General features: G+C 52.7%; 15 protein-coding genes. 1 reads left to right on the top strand and 14 read right to left on the bottom strand.

The features are described from left to right. Position 1: 1 nt before the first annotated feature. The 4 genes from CRN96_RS00930 to pyrR are packed head-to-tail and all read right to left on the bottom strand — an operon-like array spanning position 2 to position 3,998. Positions 2 to 1,270 carry a dihydroorotase gene (locus CRN96_RS00930; protein ID WP_143544269.1) on the bottom strand — a complete coding sequence of 423 codons (1,269 nt, stop codon included), beginning with the start codon at positions 1,268 to 1,270 and terminating at the stop codon, positions 2 to 4. After that, on the bottom strand, positions 1,270 to 2,151 hold the full coding sequence (locus CRN96_RS00925; protein WP_097038206.1) for an aspartate carbamoyltransferase catalytic subunit: 882 nt from the start codon (positions 2,149 to 2,151) through the stop codon (positions 1,270 to 1,272). Before CRN96_RS00925 ends, CRN96_RS00930 begins: the two co-directional genes overlap by 1 nt. Next, the gene (locus CRN96_RS00920; protein WP_097038204.1) at positions 2,144 to 3,463 is read right to left on the bottom strand and encodes a uracil-xanthine permease family protein; all 1,320 of its coding nucleotides are present in this window, start codon (positions 3,461 to 3,463) and stop codon (positions 2,144 to 2,146) included. The genes CRN96_RS00925 and CRN96_RS00920 overlap by 8 nt, the downstream gene beginning before the upstream one ends. A 4-nt stretch (positions 3,464 to 3,467) precedes the next feature. Continuing rightward, the gene (pyrR, locus tag CRN96_RS00915; protein ID WP_097038202.1) at positions 3,468 to 3,998 is read right to left on the bottom strand and encodes a bifunctional pyr operon transcriptional regulator/uracil phosphoribosyltransferase PyrR; all 531 of its coding nucleotides are present in this window, start codon (positions 3,996 to 3,998) and stop codon (positions 3,468 to 3,470) included. 298 nt (positions 3,999 to 4,296) lie between these two features. Here pyrR and CRN96_RS00910 point away from each other — a divergent pair, with 298 nt between their 5' ends. Continuing rightward, positions 4,297 to 4,653: a hypothetical protein gene (locus CRN96_RS00910; RefSeq protein WP_097038200.1), complete on the top strand. Its 357-nt coding sequence runs from the start codon at positions 4,297 to 4,299 to the stop codon at positions 4,651 to 4,653. A gap of 43 nt (positions 4,654 to 4,696) precedes the next feature. Here CRN96_RS00910 and CRN96_RS00905 read toward each other — a convergent pair whose 3' ends face one another. The 10 genes from CRN96_RS00905 to ftsZ all read right to left on the bottom strand — a co-directional run bounded on the left by CRN96_RS00905 (position 4,697) and on the right by ftsZ (position 14,002). Further along, on the bottom strand, positions 4,697 to 5,611 hold the full coding sequence (locus CRN96_RS00905) for an RluA family pseudouridine synthase (RefSeq protein WP_179647063.1): 915 nt from the start codon (positions 5,609 to 5,611) through the stop codon (positions 4,697 to 4,699). Further along, entirely contained in the window at positions 5,580 to 6,080 is a 501-nt protein-coding gene (gene lspA, locus CRN96_RS00900; RefSeq protein WP_097038196.1) for a signal peptidase II, read from the bottom strand. The genes CRN96_RS00905 and lspA overlap by 32 nt, the downstream gene beginning before the upstream one ends. Positions 6,081 to 6,086: 6 nt before the next feature. Then, complete coding sequence (gene ileS, locus CRN96_RS00895) at positions 6,087 to 8,825, bottom strand: isoleucine--tRNA ligase (protein ID WP_097038193.1); 2,739 nt, start codon at positions 8,823 to 8,825, stop codon at positions 6,087 to 6,089. Between the two features lie 264 nt (positions 8,826 to 9,089). After that, positions 9,090 to 9,608 carry a DivIVA domain-containing protein gene (locus CRN96_RS00890; RefSeq protein WP_097038191.1) on the bottom strand — a complete coding sequence of 173 codons (519 nt, stop codon included), beginning with the start codon at positions 9,606 to 9,608 and terminating at the stop codon, positions 9,090 to 9,092. A 13-nt stretch (positions 9,609 to 9,621) separates the two neighbouring features. Then, the gene (locus tag CRN96_RS00885; RefSeq protein ID WP_097038189.1) at positions 9,622 to 10,407 is read right to left on the bottom strand and encodes a YlmH family RNA-binding protein; all 786 of its coding nucleotides are present in this window, start codon (positions 10,405 to 10,407) and stop codon (positions 9,622 to 9,624) included. Between the two features lie 58 nt (positions 10,408 to 10,465). Next, the gene (locus CRN96_RS00880) at positions 10,466 to 10,777 is read right to left on the bottom strand and encodes a YggT family protein (protein ID WP_425442490.1); all 312 of its coding nucleotides are present in this window, start codon (positions 10,775 to 10,777) and stop codon (positions 10,466 to 10,468) included. A gap of 11 nt (positions 10,778 to 10,788) precedes the next feature. Then, positions 10,789 to 11,391, bottom strand: a complete 603-nt coding sequence (locus CRN96_RS13430) for a cell division protein SepF (protein ID WP_281254108.1) — start codon at positions 11,389 to 11,391, stop codon at positions 10,789 to 10,791. Then, positions 11,388 to 12,020, bottom strand: a complete 633-nt coding sequence (locus CRN96_RS00870) for a YggS family pyridoxal phosphate-dependent enzyme (RefSeq protein ID WP_097038186.1) — start codon at positions 12,018 to 12,020, stop codon at positions 11,388 to 11,390. The genes CRN96_RS13430 and CRN96_RS00870 overlap by 4 nt, the downstream gene beginning before the upstream one ends. Next, positions 12,013 to 12,798, bottom strand: a complete 786-nt coding sequence (locus CRN96_RS00865) for a purine nucleoside phosphorylase YfiH/LACC1 family protein (protein WP_097038184.1) — start codon at positions 12,796 to 12,798, stop codon at positions 12,013 to 12,015. Before CRN96_RS00865 ends, CRN96_RS00870 begins: the two co-directional genes overlap by 8 nt. Positions 12,799 to 12,856: 58 nt before the next feature. Next, positions 12,857 to 14,002, bottom strand: a complete 1,146-nt coding sequence (gene ftsZ / locus CRN96_RS00860; RefSeq protein WP_097038181.1) for a cell division protein FtsZ — start codon at positions 14,000 to 14,002, stop codon at positions 12,857 to 12,859. Positions 14,003 to 14,014 lie beyond the last annotated feature (12 nt).

The raw sequence follows: 14,014 nt of genomic DNA, 5'->3' as shown, positions 1-14,014 counted from the left end.
ATTATTTTCCCTCCATTTGATATTTGATTTCACCATCCACGATGGTCATGTATATATCCGACGTGAGCTCCGCCCCGTCGAACGGTGTGTTCTTTGATTTTGATAAGAATTCTTCTTTATCCAGTGTATACTGTTCATCCAGGTCGATCACGGTGATGTCCGCATCCCTGCCCGGCAATAAAGCTCCCATTTCCAGGTTGAATACCCGCGCCGGTGCAGCCGTCAGCCAGTCCACCAGCTGCTGCAGCGTGATGATTCCGGTCTTGACGAGCTTCGTGTAGCACAGCTGGAATGCATTTTCGATGCCGACGATGCCGAAGGGTGCCGTCTCTATGCCGACCGCCTTCTCATCTTCATGATGCGGTGCATGATCCGTTGCGATGAAGTCGATCGTGCCGTCGAGGAGGCCCTCGATCAGCGCCTCTTTGTCCGCTGCGCCGCGGAGCGGCGGGTTCATTTTAAAGTTCGGGTCTTTTGAAGTGATGTCCGTTTCATCCAGTACAAGATGGTGCGGTGTCACTTCGGCAGTCACATTGATGCCCGCGCGCTTTGCGTCCCTGATGATGCGCACGCTCTCCTTGGTCGAAACGTGACATACATGATAGTGGCAGCCTGCCGCCTCGGCAAGCAGTATGTCACGCGCAATCTGCACGGACTCGGTCGCCGACGGGATGCCCGGGATGCCGAGCTTTTCGCTTGTGATGCCGTCATGGATCGCACCGCCGCGGATCAATGTGTTCTCCTCCGTATGGGCGACGATCGGCATATCGATCTCCGCCGCCGCTGCCATCGCCCGGAACATCATATCCGCACTCTGCACGCCCACGCCGTCATCGGTGAAGGCGAATGCCCCTGCTTCTTTCAACCCTTTAAAATCTGCAAGCCTTTCACCTTTCAGTCCTTCGGTGATCGATGCATACGGCAGGACTTTCGTATGGGCGTCCTTTTCGATGATGGCATTCACATGCTCGAGCCGCTCGACCGTATCCGTGATCGGATTTGTGTTCGGCATCGGCGAGATCGAAGTGAATCCGCCCCGTGCCGCCGCCTTCGTGCCCGACTCGATCGTCTCCTTATGTTCGAAACCCGGCTCCCGCAGGTGCACATGCACATCGATGAGGCCCGGCGTGATCAGCCTGCCTGCAAGGTCGAGCGTCTCTCCGTCCGAGTCCAAATCCGTGCCGACCGCTTTGATCTTTCCATCCTCGATCAGGACATCCTGTTCAATCAGTTCGTTATCATGAAGTACCACACCATTTTTTAATAGCATCAATTTTTCTCCTTTAAAATGTTTTCCAATATGCTCATGCGCATGTATACACCGTTCTGCATCTGGCTGAATATCCGGCTCTTCTCCGCTTCGACCAGTTCCGAGGAGATTTCAACATCCCTGTTCACCGGTGCCGGATGCATGATGATCGCCTCATCCTTCATCTTCGCGTACCGCCCGGGGTTCAGGCCGTATTCTGCATTGTAGCCTTCCTTCGAGAATGTCATCTGCACGAAATGCCGTTCATGCTGCACGCGCAGCAGCATAAGCACGTCACACGTCTCGACCGCTTCATCGAAGTCGATGTAGGCATCTTCAAAGCCCGGATCCTGCCACTCCCGCGGCCCTGAGAAATAAACTTCCGCGCCGAGCTTGGTCAGTGCCTGGTAGTTGCTGTGGGCGACCCTCGAGTGGGAGATGTCGCCTGAAATCGCGATCCTCAATCCTTTGAAGCGCCCGAAGTTTTCATATATCGTCATCAGGTCGAGAAGGCACTGCGTCGGGTGCGACCCGCTGCCGTCCCCGCCGTTCACTATCGGCACATTGACATCTGTGAGTGTGTCGAAATACCTTGTATCGCCGTGCCGGATCACGAGCACGTCCGCCCCGATCGCTTCAAGCGTCTTACATGTATCGTATAAGCTCTCACCCTTCTGGACGGAACTTGTATCCGCATCGAAGGGGATCGCATGTATGCCAAGGCGGAACTCCGCCATTTCAAAACTCATCCTCGTCCGTGTGGAGTTTTCAAAGAAAAGGTTCACAACGGTCTTATCCTGGAACTTCCGGGGAGCCTCCCCCTGTTTGAAAGCCAAAGCCCGTTCGATCAGTGAAAGAATTTCATTTTCATCCAACGACTCCACCGTCAACAGATTATTCATTGACTGCCGCCTCCTTAGGTAATACCGCGTTTAATATGATGCCTGCAAGTGCTGCGAGGGCCATGCCTTCAAGGTTGAATGGGATGTCCCCGATCGTGAAGTCGAGATGGGCCTTGCCGATGCCGACGACCAGTATGACCGATGCGATGACGAGGTTCCTTTTATTGTCGAGGTCGATCTGTGCATCGATCAGGATCCTGAGGCCGCTTGCCGCGATGATCCCGAAGAGCAGTATCGAGACCCCGCCCATCACCGGTGAAGGTATCGACTGCACCAGTGCGGTGAACTTGCCGACGAAGCCGAGTATCACAGCGAATACGGCCGCACCACCGATGACCCATATGCTGAACACCCGGGTGATTGCGAGCACGCCGATGTTCTCCCCGTAAGTCGTCGTCGGCGGTCCGCCGATGATGCTTGCGAACATCGTCGCAGCTCCGTCACCGATCAGTGACCGGTGCAGTCCCGGTTTTTTGAAGAAATCCCGTCCGACGATCTTGTTGATGACGACCTGGTGTCCGATATGCTCGGATACGGTGACGAAGACGATCGGCAGCATGACGATGAAGAGGCCGATGTTGATCGACGGTTCATATGCGAGCCCCGGGATATGCACATCCGGCAGGATGAACCAGCCCGTCTCCCTGATCTGTGTGAAGTCCACCACACCGAAAAGCACTGCCGTTATGTATCCGCCGACGATGCCGATCAGAATCGGTATCAGGCCGAGCACACCTTTTAGGAATACGGAGGCCGCCACTGTGATGAGGAGGGTGATGACGGCGATCGCGATATAGGTGAGGCTGTAGCCTTCCTGATTGCCAGAATCCGTGTACATCGCCATATCAACCGCAACCGGCGCGAGCCCGAGGCCGATCACCATGATGACCGGTCCGACGACGATCGGCGGCAGCATGCGTATCAGCCAGTCCGTGCCCGAAAATCTTATGATCACCCCGATGACCACGTAGAGCACACCGCTGAAGAACAGCGCCGTCAAGACTTCGCCGAGAGTGTTCGCCCCGAGCGCGATCGTGATCGGCAGGATGAAGGCAAAGCTTGACCCGAGGTATGCCGGTATCTGGCCCTTTGTGATCCATATGTAGAGGAGCGTCCCGATGCCGCTTGCGATGAGGGCTGCACTCACCGGCAGCCCGGTCAGGAACGGTACGAGCACCGTCGCTCCGAACATCGCGAACAGATGCTGCGAACTTAAGAGCGCCCATTGGGACATCTTCGGCTTTTCATGCACATCGAGCTTCGGTTCAAAACTTCTTTCATAAAGGTGGTCCGTCGGTTGTTTTTCTCTCATCTCTTTACTCCTGTTCCGTCAAAGTCACTGCATTATTCCCGTCGACTTCTTCCAGCGCGACGTTGATGCTTTCATCTTTTGCCGTCGGTATGTTCTTGCCCACGTAATCTGCCCGGATCGGCAGCTCCCTGTGCCCGCGATCGATCAGAACGGCGAGGGATATTTTGGCAGGCCGCACCGAGTTCAATATCGCGTCCATCGCCGCCCGGATGGTGCGGCCGGTGAAGAGGACATCATCGACAAGGACGACATGCTTATCGTTTAAGTCCGTGTCGATGACGATATCCTCATCATTCACCCTCTGGCCCGGTTTATCATCCCGGTAGTTGCTGATGTCGATCGTGCCCGTCGGGACATCGACCTCCTCGATCTGCCGGATCTTATCCTGCAGCCTGTCTGCCAGGAACTCGCCGCGGGTCTTTATTCCAAGGAGGATGATGTTCTCCGTCCCCTTGTTCCTCTCCAGCACCTCGTGCGCCATGCGCGTCAACGACCGGCTGATCTGTGCCTCGTCGAGAATCGTACGCTCTTTCATTGTTTTAACCTCCATAAATTTCATAAAAAAATACCCATGCCGGGCGGCATGAGTATATACGTATCCCTTGAAACAGACCGGCCGCAGACAAAGCACCCGCAGGTGCTCGTCGGCAGACAGACTTGTCCTCGTTTATATCATGCCTTGCCGGCCTCACGGGACCGGTTTTAAAGACATTTTCATAATATTCGGTTGTCGTTCGTATTGTTTATAAGCATAGCCCTGTTGAAAAGCAATGTCAAGGATTAATGAGGTGGATTTTTATTCGGGTGGGTGAATTTTTATTGATCTTTCAGTCGTGACTTTTACTGAGAATAAAGAACCGACTCCGCTGCCTGCTCACTCAGGTGTGATTTTTCTTGCGAATAAGCAGATTCTTCCTGCGCCTGCTCACTCAGGGATGATTTTTCTTGTGAATGAGCAGATTCTTCCTGCGCCTGCTCATTCAGGCGTGATATTTACTGTGAATAAGCAGATTCCTCCTGCGCCTGCTCACTCAGGTGTGATTTTTCTTGTGAATGAGCAGATTCTTCCTGCGCCTGCTCACTCAGGGATGATTTTTACTGTAAATAAGCAGATTCCTCCCGTACCTGCTCATTCAGGCCTGACATTCATTGCGAATAAGCAGATTCCTCCCGCCCCTCCCCCAAAATAAAAAAACGCAAAATCCGAAAAGGATTTTGCGTTCTCTCCACTCTCTATTTCTCCACACGTCTCATTTCTTCCAGAACAGCTTCAAAGTCGTCCGGCAGACCGGCTGAGAATTCCAGCCGCTCGCCGCTCACGGGATGCGTGAATCCCACAACTCCGGCATGGAGCAGCTGCCCTCCCACATCCATCGTTTTCCGCGGCCCGTACTTCGGGTCGCCTGCGATCGGATAGCCGATGTACTGCATATGGACACGGATCTGGTGCGTCCGTCCTGTTTCAAGTATGCACTCGACGAGTGTATAATCCTTGAAGCGTTCCAGCACATTGAAGTGCGTCACCGCTTCCCTCCCGTCATCGACGACGGCCATCTCCTGGCGCTCGCGCGGATTTCTGCCGATCGGCGCCTCCACGGTGCCCTTGCCATGCGGGATCACACCGTGGACGAGTGCCGTATATTTCCTTGTGACGCTCTTGTCGACGAGCTGCTCGACGAGATTGCGGTGGACGACATCATTCTTCGCCACCATCAAAAGTCCGCTCGTATCCTTGTCGATCCGGTGCACGATGCCCGGACGCAGTTCACCGTTGATGCCGGACAGTTCATCCAGCTGATGCATCAGTCCGTTCACGAGCGTGCCGCCGGTGTGCCCGGCCGATGGATGGACCACCATGCCTTTCGGCTTGTAGACGACGGCAACATCCGAATCTTCATAGATGATATCGAGGTCAAGGTCCTCCGGCACGATGTCGGAATCGACGAGTTCGCGTTCTTCGACGATGATCTCATCGCCTTCTTTCACTTTATAATTGGGCTTGACGGTTTCACCGTTCACTTTGACGATCCCTGCCTTGATGCGGCCCTGCATATCGCTCCTTGAGGAGTCCGGCACCACCGTGCTCAAGTAACGGTCGAGGCGTTCACCTGCATCATTATGCCCGGCTGTTATTCTGTTCATTGTCATCACTCCGTCCCATGAAGAAAAACTCGATCAGCATCAGTATGACGCCGACCGTCAGTGCACTGTCGGCCACGTTGAAGATTGGGAAGTCGTATCCGAAGATCAGGACATCGATGAAGTCCACGACCTCCTGGAACAGCACCCTGTCGATGAAGTTCCCTATCGCACCTGCAAGCAGCATCGTCAGTGCGAGCTGCATGAGCAGGTTATTCTTTGCCTCTTTTTTATAGATGTAGATCAGCATCGCCACGACGGCGACGGTAACGACGTAGAAAAACAGCATCTGGCCCTGGAACATGCCCCAGGCGGCACCTGAGTTGCGGTGCGATGTCAGGCGCAGGAATCCATCGATGACCTGGATGGATTCCCCTATTTCCATATTCCTCACCACAAGGTTTTTCGTCAGCTGGTCCAGGCCGATCATGGCGCCTGCGAGCAGTCCCATCGGCATGAGTCTGTATTTTTTCATCATATCCCCCTACTGTGCATCGACGACACTGCGGCACCTTGGACAGATGTCATCTTCGCCGCTTGTGATGCTTTCTGCAGTGGAATAGTTCCAGCAGCGCTCACAGCGTTCGCCTTCCGCGTGCTCCACCTTGACGGTGACCGTCTCATATTCCGTACCGTCCTCAAGGCTGTCTGCGACTTCGACCTGGGAGACGATGAAGAGCTGCTCCAGATTGCCGTGCAGGTTCTCGAATTTAATCTCCTTCGGCTCGGTCACATAAACTTTCGCCTCGAGGGATTTGCCGATCACTTTTTCATTCCGTGCCACTTCAAGTGCACGGTATACATCATCGCGCACTTTCAGGAAGTACTGCCATTTCTCGACGAGTGCAGTATCCACTTCCGCCTTCTCAGGCAGATATTCAAGATGCACGCTCTCTTTTTCCGTATGCGGCGTGTGCTGATAGATCTCCTCCGCCGTATGGACGAGCACCGGGGCGAGCAGTTTATTGAGATCGGTCAGGATCTTGTAGAGCACCGTCTGCATGCTGCGGCGGATCGGCGCATCCATTTGTTCTATATAGAGGATGTCCTTGCCGTAGTCCAGATAGAAGTTGGACAGGTCGACGTTGATGAAGTTCTGCAGCGACTGGTACACCGTCACATAATCATAACGCTCGTATGCATCCCGGATCAGGTTGATCATCTCGTTGAACCGCTGATGCATGAACTGGTCGATTTCAAATAAATCATCATAATCCACAGCATCCGTCTCCGGATTGAAGTCATCCACGTTGCCAAGCATGAAGCGGAACGTGTTGCGGATCTTGCGGTAGACTTCGGAAACCTGCTTCAGGATATCGTCTGAAATCCTTACATCCTCCTCGAAGTCAGAAGACATGACCCACAGTCGGATGATGTCTGCACCCATCTGCTTCATCACCTTCTCAGGCAGGATGACATTGCCGAGTGATTTCGACATCTTCTTGCCCTGGCCGTCCATGACGAAGCCGTGGCTCAGCAGTTCCTTGTAAGGCGAGTGGCCTTTCGTCGCGACACTCGTGATGATGGATGAGTTGAACCATCCGCGGTACTGGTCGGAACCTTCAAAGTAGAGGTCCGCCGGATAAGTCAGGTAGTCGCGGTAGTCGAGCACACCTCTGTGCGTCGAACCGGAGTCGAACCATACATCCATGATGTCGGTCTCTTTTGTGAACTTGCCGTTCGGCGAGCCCGGATGCGTATAGCCTTCAGGCAGCAGTTCCTCTGCCTCGCGCTCGAACCATACATTGGAGCCGTGCGCCTCGAACAGCTGCGCCACATGCTCGATCACATCGACATCGACGATCTCCTCGCCGTTTTCCGCATAGAAGAACGGCAGCGGCACGCCCCATACACGCTGGCGGGAGATGACCCAGTCGCCGCGGTTTTTGATCATGTTGTACATGCGCTTTTTGTTCCATTCGACCTGGAACTTCGTATCTTCGACCGCCTGCAGTATATCATTGCGCACACCGTTGATCGATGCGAACCACTGCGGTGTCGCACGGAATATCACCGGTGTCTTCGTGCGCCAGTCATGCGGGAACGAATGCGTATAGAAGTTCAATTTCAATAATGCGCCGGCTGCGTCCAGGTCCTCGGTGATGACTTTATTTGCATCATCATAGAAGAGTCCTGAATATTTGCCCGCTTCATCGGTGAAGACGCCTTTGTCATCCAGCGGGCTCATCACCTGCAGGCCGTACTTCTGGCCGACGATGAAGTCATCGTCACCATGGCCCGGCGCCGTATGCACAAGCCCCGTACCGGCATCCGTCGTGACGTAGTCACCGAGTACGACAAGGCTCGTACGGTCATACAACGGGTGCTGCGCTTCGGCATATTCGAGTTCTGCACCTTTGAATTCCTTCGTGCGCGTGACCTTCTCCTTATCGAAGCCCGCCTCCTCGCACAGATGATCCAGCAGATCCTCGACCACGACATACTCGGCACCTTCATAGCTGAACTGCACATAATTCAGTTCGGGATGGACCGCGATCGCCATGTTGGATGGAATCGTCCATGGTGTCGTCGTCCAGATGACGAGGTTCACGCCTGATTCCAGCACACCTTTCCCGTCCGCCACTTTGAAGGAAACATAGATCGAAGGCGAACGTTTGTCCATATATTCAAGTTCCGCTTCCGCAAGTGAGGATTCACTTGCAGGCGACCAGTGGATCGGCTTCTTGCCCTTATAGATCAGGCCTTTTTCCACCATATCCTTAAGCACCCTGATCTGGGATGCTTCGAATTCCGGCTTGTAGGTGAGGTACGGGTCGTCCCACTCACCGTCGATGCCCATGCGCTTGAATCCCTCACGCTGCGCATCGATCTGGCTGTTCGCGAACTCGATGCACTTGTTCCTGAACTCCTCGGTCGTCATGCTCTTCCTATCGACGCCCTTGTTGGCAAGTGCCTGTTCGATCGGCAGGCCGTGCGTATCCCAGCCGGGTACGTACGGTGAATAATAGCCCTGCATCTGCTTGTTGCGGATGATGATGTCCTTGATGATCTTATTGAGTGCATGCCCCATATGGAGCGCGCCGTTGGCGTAGGGCGGGCCGTCATGAAGTATGTAAGGCGTGTTGCCCTCGTTCATCTTAAGTTTCTTTTCATACAGATTCATTTCGCGCCAGTCTTCCTGCATCTTGGGTTCTTTATTGATCAGGCCGCCGCGCATCTTAAACTTGGTCTTCGGCATCAGCAATGTATCTTTGTAATCCATTTTCCACTCTCCCATATTCAAATGTCTTTCCTAAATAAAAAAACTCCAACTGAATCAACAGGGGCGAAATTTTCCGCGGTACCACCCTTATTGACCCGTAGTCAGAGTCATCTCGATCGATAATATTCATAGTGAATCATTAGTGATGTCAAAATGCCGTGCATCCGGAGCTCTCACCATCCCCCGGTCGCTTTAAAAGCCTCCCGCATCCTGCGTGTCTAACAATATATACATTATGCTAAAATAATGACGATTCGTCAATATTTACCCGTCATTATTTCCCTCGTCCCCGACTATGTCACGTGCACGGTCCTCATTGTCGAGGTCGTAATCCAGTAGATAATCCCAGTCATCCGACTCAAGCAGGTCGAGCTGCGCCTGGACAAGCATCTTGAAGCGTGCCCTGAACACTTTCGACTGGCGTTTCATATCCTCCGTCTGGCTGCCGATATGGCGTGCCCTGCTCATCGCCTCATCCATGATCCTCGCCCTTTCGGACTCTGCTGCCGCGATGATTTCATTGGCACGCTCCCTTGCGGCCTCCTTCATGTCATCGCCCGCCCTCTGGGCCGTCAGTATCGCTTCATTGATGCTCGTTTCGACGGATCTGAAGCTTGAGATGTTCTCTTCACGCTCATCCAGCATTTCCTCAAGCTGTGCGATCCGCTTATCCCGCTCGTCGATTTCGGCCTGGATTTTCCGGAGGTGGTCCCTCACTTCTTTTTCATCCAGCCCCCGGTACACCGTGGAAAACTTTTTACCCGTTCTTTCGCTCGCTTCCATAGTCCTTCACCTCTTAATCACTTTTGTATACTTTCGCCTTCACCCTGAACTTGCCCTTCTTCGTCTCATGCAGCAGTTCCGTCACTTTGAAGCGGCCGAAATGCCGCACTGATACGACATCGCCTGCTTCAAGCACCATCGCGGGGTTCGTCACCACCGTGTGGTTGACCTTGACCTTCATCTTTTCAATCCTGTTCTTCGCCTTGGCCCTGCCCTCTTTCAGTATCTCGGCGGTCACGGTGTCGAGCCTGAAGCTTGAGATCAGTATGGTCTCAGCCGCACCGTCATCGATGATGTCCATGAACGATTCATGCGGCACCTCACGCAGGGTGACCGGCGCATTCTTGATCGTGGTGAGCTCCGTTTCGAATATCTGGAAATACGGCCGGGCGATGGCAAATTGGATCCGCTCCCCGATGACGATGTCACCGATCAGATTTCGGTCAAGCCCGACATTCATGATCGCCCCGAGTATATTCCGGTGGCTGTAATCCACGAATTTCTCCGGATATTCAAGCTCGAGGACCATCACTTCAAAATCGTCAGGCGCCACTTCAATCATCTCCGGCACAAGCATGGCACGCATGCGTTCGCGGCCATGGGAGGCACCCCCGCCGTAAAATTCAATCCTGATGCCGGGATAATGCCCCGAGATGCTCTCCACTATGCTCTGTTCGCGTGGATCCAGGAAATCGAGCAGCACCGGATAATAATCCTGCTCAGCCGTCTCAAAGCGGCTGTTGAACTTTATGATCTTCTCTTTTTCTTCCGGCCTGAAATGTTGGAATATCTCTTTCACAATGAATGCTCCTTAACTTGAAAATCACGGGGATAAAGGATATCACCGTGATTGTACATTAAAATGCGACGACAAATGAAATTAATGCGTTGAACACTTCAACCAGACCGATCTGGAACAGCCACAGCACCACGAATAAAAGGATTGGTGACAGGTCCAGCATGCCGCCGAGCGGCGGGATGACCTTCCTGAAAGGCTCCATGATCGGTTCATAGATCTTGCCCAAAAACTGGCCGAATGATGACTCCCTGAGTGCCGGCAGCCATGAACTCAGTATATAGATGATCAGTCCCCACCTGAACAGCTGGAGAAAGATTAGAGTGATGTTGGAAATTAAATATATGATATCAAGTACTAATGATTTATCCAAAATAATGCTCCTTACGTTTCATCTGGGTTTTCTTTATCTGATGAGATTTCACCTTCGACGATGACACTTTTAGGTGTGCAGAGGAAGATGTCGCTGCCGACTTTCTGTATATCACCGTTCAAAGCATAGACGGTTCCGCTCAGAAAATCGACGATCCTCTTTTTAGGGGCCGCATCCACTTTGGATAAATTCACAAGAGTTGCACGTTCATTCTTCAATTCATCCGCAATATCCTGTGTTTCCGAAAAAACCCTCGGCTCAAATAAATGCACTTTTGCGTTTCTGTTCTCAGTGTTCATCAAAGTGGTCTCCTTACTCTTGTCTGGTGCGTATTTCTTTTTCGGTGTCTGCCTTGGTTTCTGGCGTTCTTTTTTAAAGAATGGGCGGGACTGCTTCTCGTCATCTTCCTTTTTAATTTTGCTGACCGGCTGTGTGCTGCCGTTTTTGGATAAATCAAGCCTCGTGACCTTGCTGCCTGCGTCTTCCGGCTTTACATTACTCCTCGCCGCAGCCTCCGGCTTTTTTGATTGTTGTTCGGCTCCGGACGGCACTTCCTCTTCAACTTCAACAACAAAAAAATCTTTTAAAAAGTTTTTTATAGCGATGACAATCACCTGCTTCCCATTATTTTCGAACCGATCCTTATGTAGGAGGCATCATGCTCCACTGCAATTTCATAATCGTTGCTCATGCCCATGCTGAGCTCGGTGATCCCGGGATGGGATTCCTGCAGCTCATCCCTCAAAGATTTCAATCGGCCGAATGTGGCGTTCAACACTTCTTCATCATCAGTCAAAGGGGCCATGGTCATCAGGCCGACCACTTCCACCTTGCCGTACCCGGAGATCTCTTCCAAAAAGGGCTGCACTTCTTCTGGATCGAGCCCATGCTTGGATGATTCTCCCGAGACGTTGACCTGTATAAAACATTTTACCGCACTTGGTGCGTGTTGTTCAATTCTTTTTGCCACACTTTCCCTGTCAAGCGAATGCAGATGGGTGAGATGTTCCGCCACATCCTTCACTTTCCTCGACTGCAGCGTCCCTATGAAGTGGACATCCGCATCTTCAGGAAGTGCTTTTCGTTTTTCCAAAAATCCTTCAACACGATTCTCGCCAAAATCCCTGACGCCCGCTTCATATGCTTCGAGCGCCTCTTCGACTGTATGATATTTTGTCACGACGATGATCTTCACATCATCGGGCAATCCTTCTTTTATCGCATTAAAATTCTCTTTAATCATTTGATACTCTCCCTATAAATGCTAATGCACGGCCGGTTTTCCCGTGCTCCAGGCGGAAAGAGAAAAACTCATCCGTATCTTCCGTACCAATCGGCGTGATGTGGATGTTCCCCGGGTCCACCCCGAACGATTCCGCCTGGTTTTTATTGACCGTCTTCAAATCCAGCTGAAAGCCGCTTTCCGTTTCGGTGACGGCACCTTTCAGATGATCGTCCTGAAGCGCATCGATCACCCGGTCGTCCACTTCGTAACAGGACTGGTTGATGCTGATGCCGATGATCACGACAAGATCCGACGGATGGCCGTCGTATTCATTCAGAGTGTTGATCAGTATCTCTTTTGAAGTGCCTTTCCAGCCCGCGTGGATGAGGGCTGTGAATCCGTTGACCATGCTGAAAGCGTAGACCGGCACGCAGTCCGCATAGTTCATGGTGAGGAGGACATCCGGGTCATAAGTATACAGCGCATCGACATCATCCAGTGCATCCGTCAGTTCCCTGACATTCACACCCCGGTCTTCCGCCGTCACTTCAGCGACATTGCCGCCGTGCTTCTGGACCGGCAGCACCCAGTTGTCCGGTGCGATGCCGATCTCCGACGCAAGCATATCCTGGTGATGATTCACATTCTCTTTTTCATCACCGATGTAGAGTGCCATATTGAAGCTGTCTTCCGGGTAACGGCTCACGCCCCCGGTCCGTTTCGTATATCCGAACAGGCGGCCGCCTGCCCTGCTGCCATAATGATGCTCGTGCGGTTGAAAAGAAAACTGGTTCATAGCTTCACCCCAAAAAAGAAGTCAGAAAGGCGCGCCCTCCTGACTTCCCCAAAAATTATTATCGTCTGCGGCGATTACGGTTTCTTAAGAAAGTAGGCACTTCGTAATCGTCGTCCTGTGAATTGCTGATGGTCGGCTCTTCTTCCCTCTGCAGGCTGCGGGATCTTCTCGGCTCTTCCTCAACATTCGTGAAGTTGAAGGACTCCTTCTTCTCCTCTGCAGGTGCCCTGTCCGGTGTACGGTTCACACCTTTTTCATTGAAGCCTGTAGCGATTACCGTGACGACGAGTTCGTCTTCCAGTTCCGGGTTGATGACTGTACCGAAGATCATGTTGACGTCTTCGTCAGCCGCGTCCTGGACGATGTCCGCCGCTTCCTGTGCTTCGAACAGTGACAGTGACTCACCGCCGGTGATGTTCATCAGCACACCCTGTGCACCGACGATCGAAGTTTCAAGCAGCGGGCTTGAAATGGCCTTTTTCGCCGCTTCCACCGCACGGTTTTCGCCGGCTGAAATACCGATGCCCATCAGTGCCGAGCCCTGGTTCTGCATGATTGTCTTGACGTCGGCAAAGTCCAGGTTCACTTCACCGCTCACCGCGATGAGGTCTGAAATACCCTGCACACCCTGGCGGAGTACGTTGTCGGCTTCCTTGAACGCTTCCATCATCGGTGTGGATTTATCAACGATGTCAAGGAGACGGTCATTCGGGATGACGATCAGCGTATCCACTGCCGCCTTCATCGCATCGACACCTGCTGCCGCCTGTGTCTGGCGCTTCCTGCCTTCAAAGGAGAACGGACGTGTAACGACACCGACCGTAAGGATGCCCATCTCTTTTGCGATCTTGGCAACGACGGGTGCTGCACCTGTACCCGTACCGCCGCCCATGCCGGCAGTGACAAACACCATGTCCGCGCCCTGGATTGCATCTTCAATCTGTTCACGGGATTCTTCGGCCGCTTTCTTGCCGATGTCCGGGTTTGCACCTGCCCCCAGACCTCTCGTCAATTTCTCGCCGATCTGTATTTTGGATTCCGCTTTTGATAAGTTCAAAGCCTGGCCATCCGTATTGATTGCTATGAATTCGACATTCTGCATGCCGTCGTCGATCATCCGGTTCACGGCGTTGTTCCCGCCGCCACCTACACCAACAACTTTAAGTGTTGCCAAATGGTTGAAGCCTTGCTCAAATTCTAACATCTTGTTTTTCCT

Origin of the sequence: Salinicoccus kekensis (assembly GCF_900220995.1) — a bacterium.
GTDB lineage: Bacteria > Bacillota > Bacilli > Staphylococcales > Salinicoccaceae > Lacicoccus > Lacicoccus kekensis.
This window is presented reverse-complemented; position numbering and strand designations above follow the sequence as displayed.

Bases quoted from the DNA above. Each gene is read 5' to 3' on its own strand.
- CRN96_RS00920 (WP_097038204.1), bottom strand. From the start codon at position 3,463: ATGAGAGAAAAACAACCGACGGACCACCTTTATGAAAGAAGTTTTGAA.
- CRN96_RS00905 (WP_179647063.1), bottom strand. From the start codon at position 5,611: ATGACAATGAACAGAATAACAGCCGGGCATAATGATGCAGGTGAACGC.
- CRN96_RS00925 (WP_097038206.1), bottom strand. From the start codon at position 2,151: ATGAATAATCTGTTGACGGTGGAGTCGTTGGATGAAAATGAAATTCTT.
- CRN96_RS00890 (WP_097038191.1), bottom strand. From the start codon at position 9,608: ATGGAAGCGAGCGAAAGAACGGGTAAAAAGTTTTCCACGGTGTACCGG.
- lspA (WP_097038196.1), bottom strand. From the start codon at position 6,080: ATGATGAAAAAATACAGACTCATGCCGATGGGACTGCTCGCAGGCGCC.
- CRN96_RS00870 (WP_097038186.1), bottom strand. From the start codon at position 12,020: ATGATTAAAGAGAATTTTAATGCGATAAAAGAAGGATTGCCCGATGAT.
- CRN96_RS00930 (WP_143544269.1), bottom strand. From the start codon at position 1,270: ATGCTATTAAAAAATGGTGTGGTACTTCATGATAACGAACTGATTGAA.
- ftsZ (WP_097038181.1), bottom strand. From the start codon at position 14,002: ATGTTAGAATTTGAGCAAGGCTTCAACCATTTGGCAACACTTAAAGTT.
- CRN96_RS00865 (WP_097038184.1), bottom strand. From the start codon at position 12,798: ATGAACCAGTTTTCTTTTCAACCGCACGAGCATCATTATGGCAGCAGG.
- ileS (WP_097038193.1), bottom strand. From the start codon at position 8,825: ATGGATTACAAAGATACATTGCTGATGCCGAAGACCAAGTTTAAGATG.
- pyrR (WP_097038202.1), bottom strand. From the start codon at position 3,998: ATGAAAGAGCGTACGATTCTCGACGAGGCACAGATCAGCCGGTCGTTG.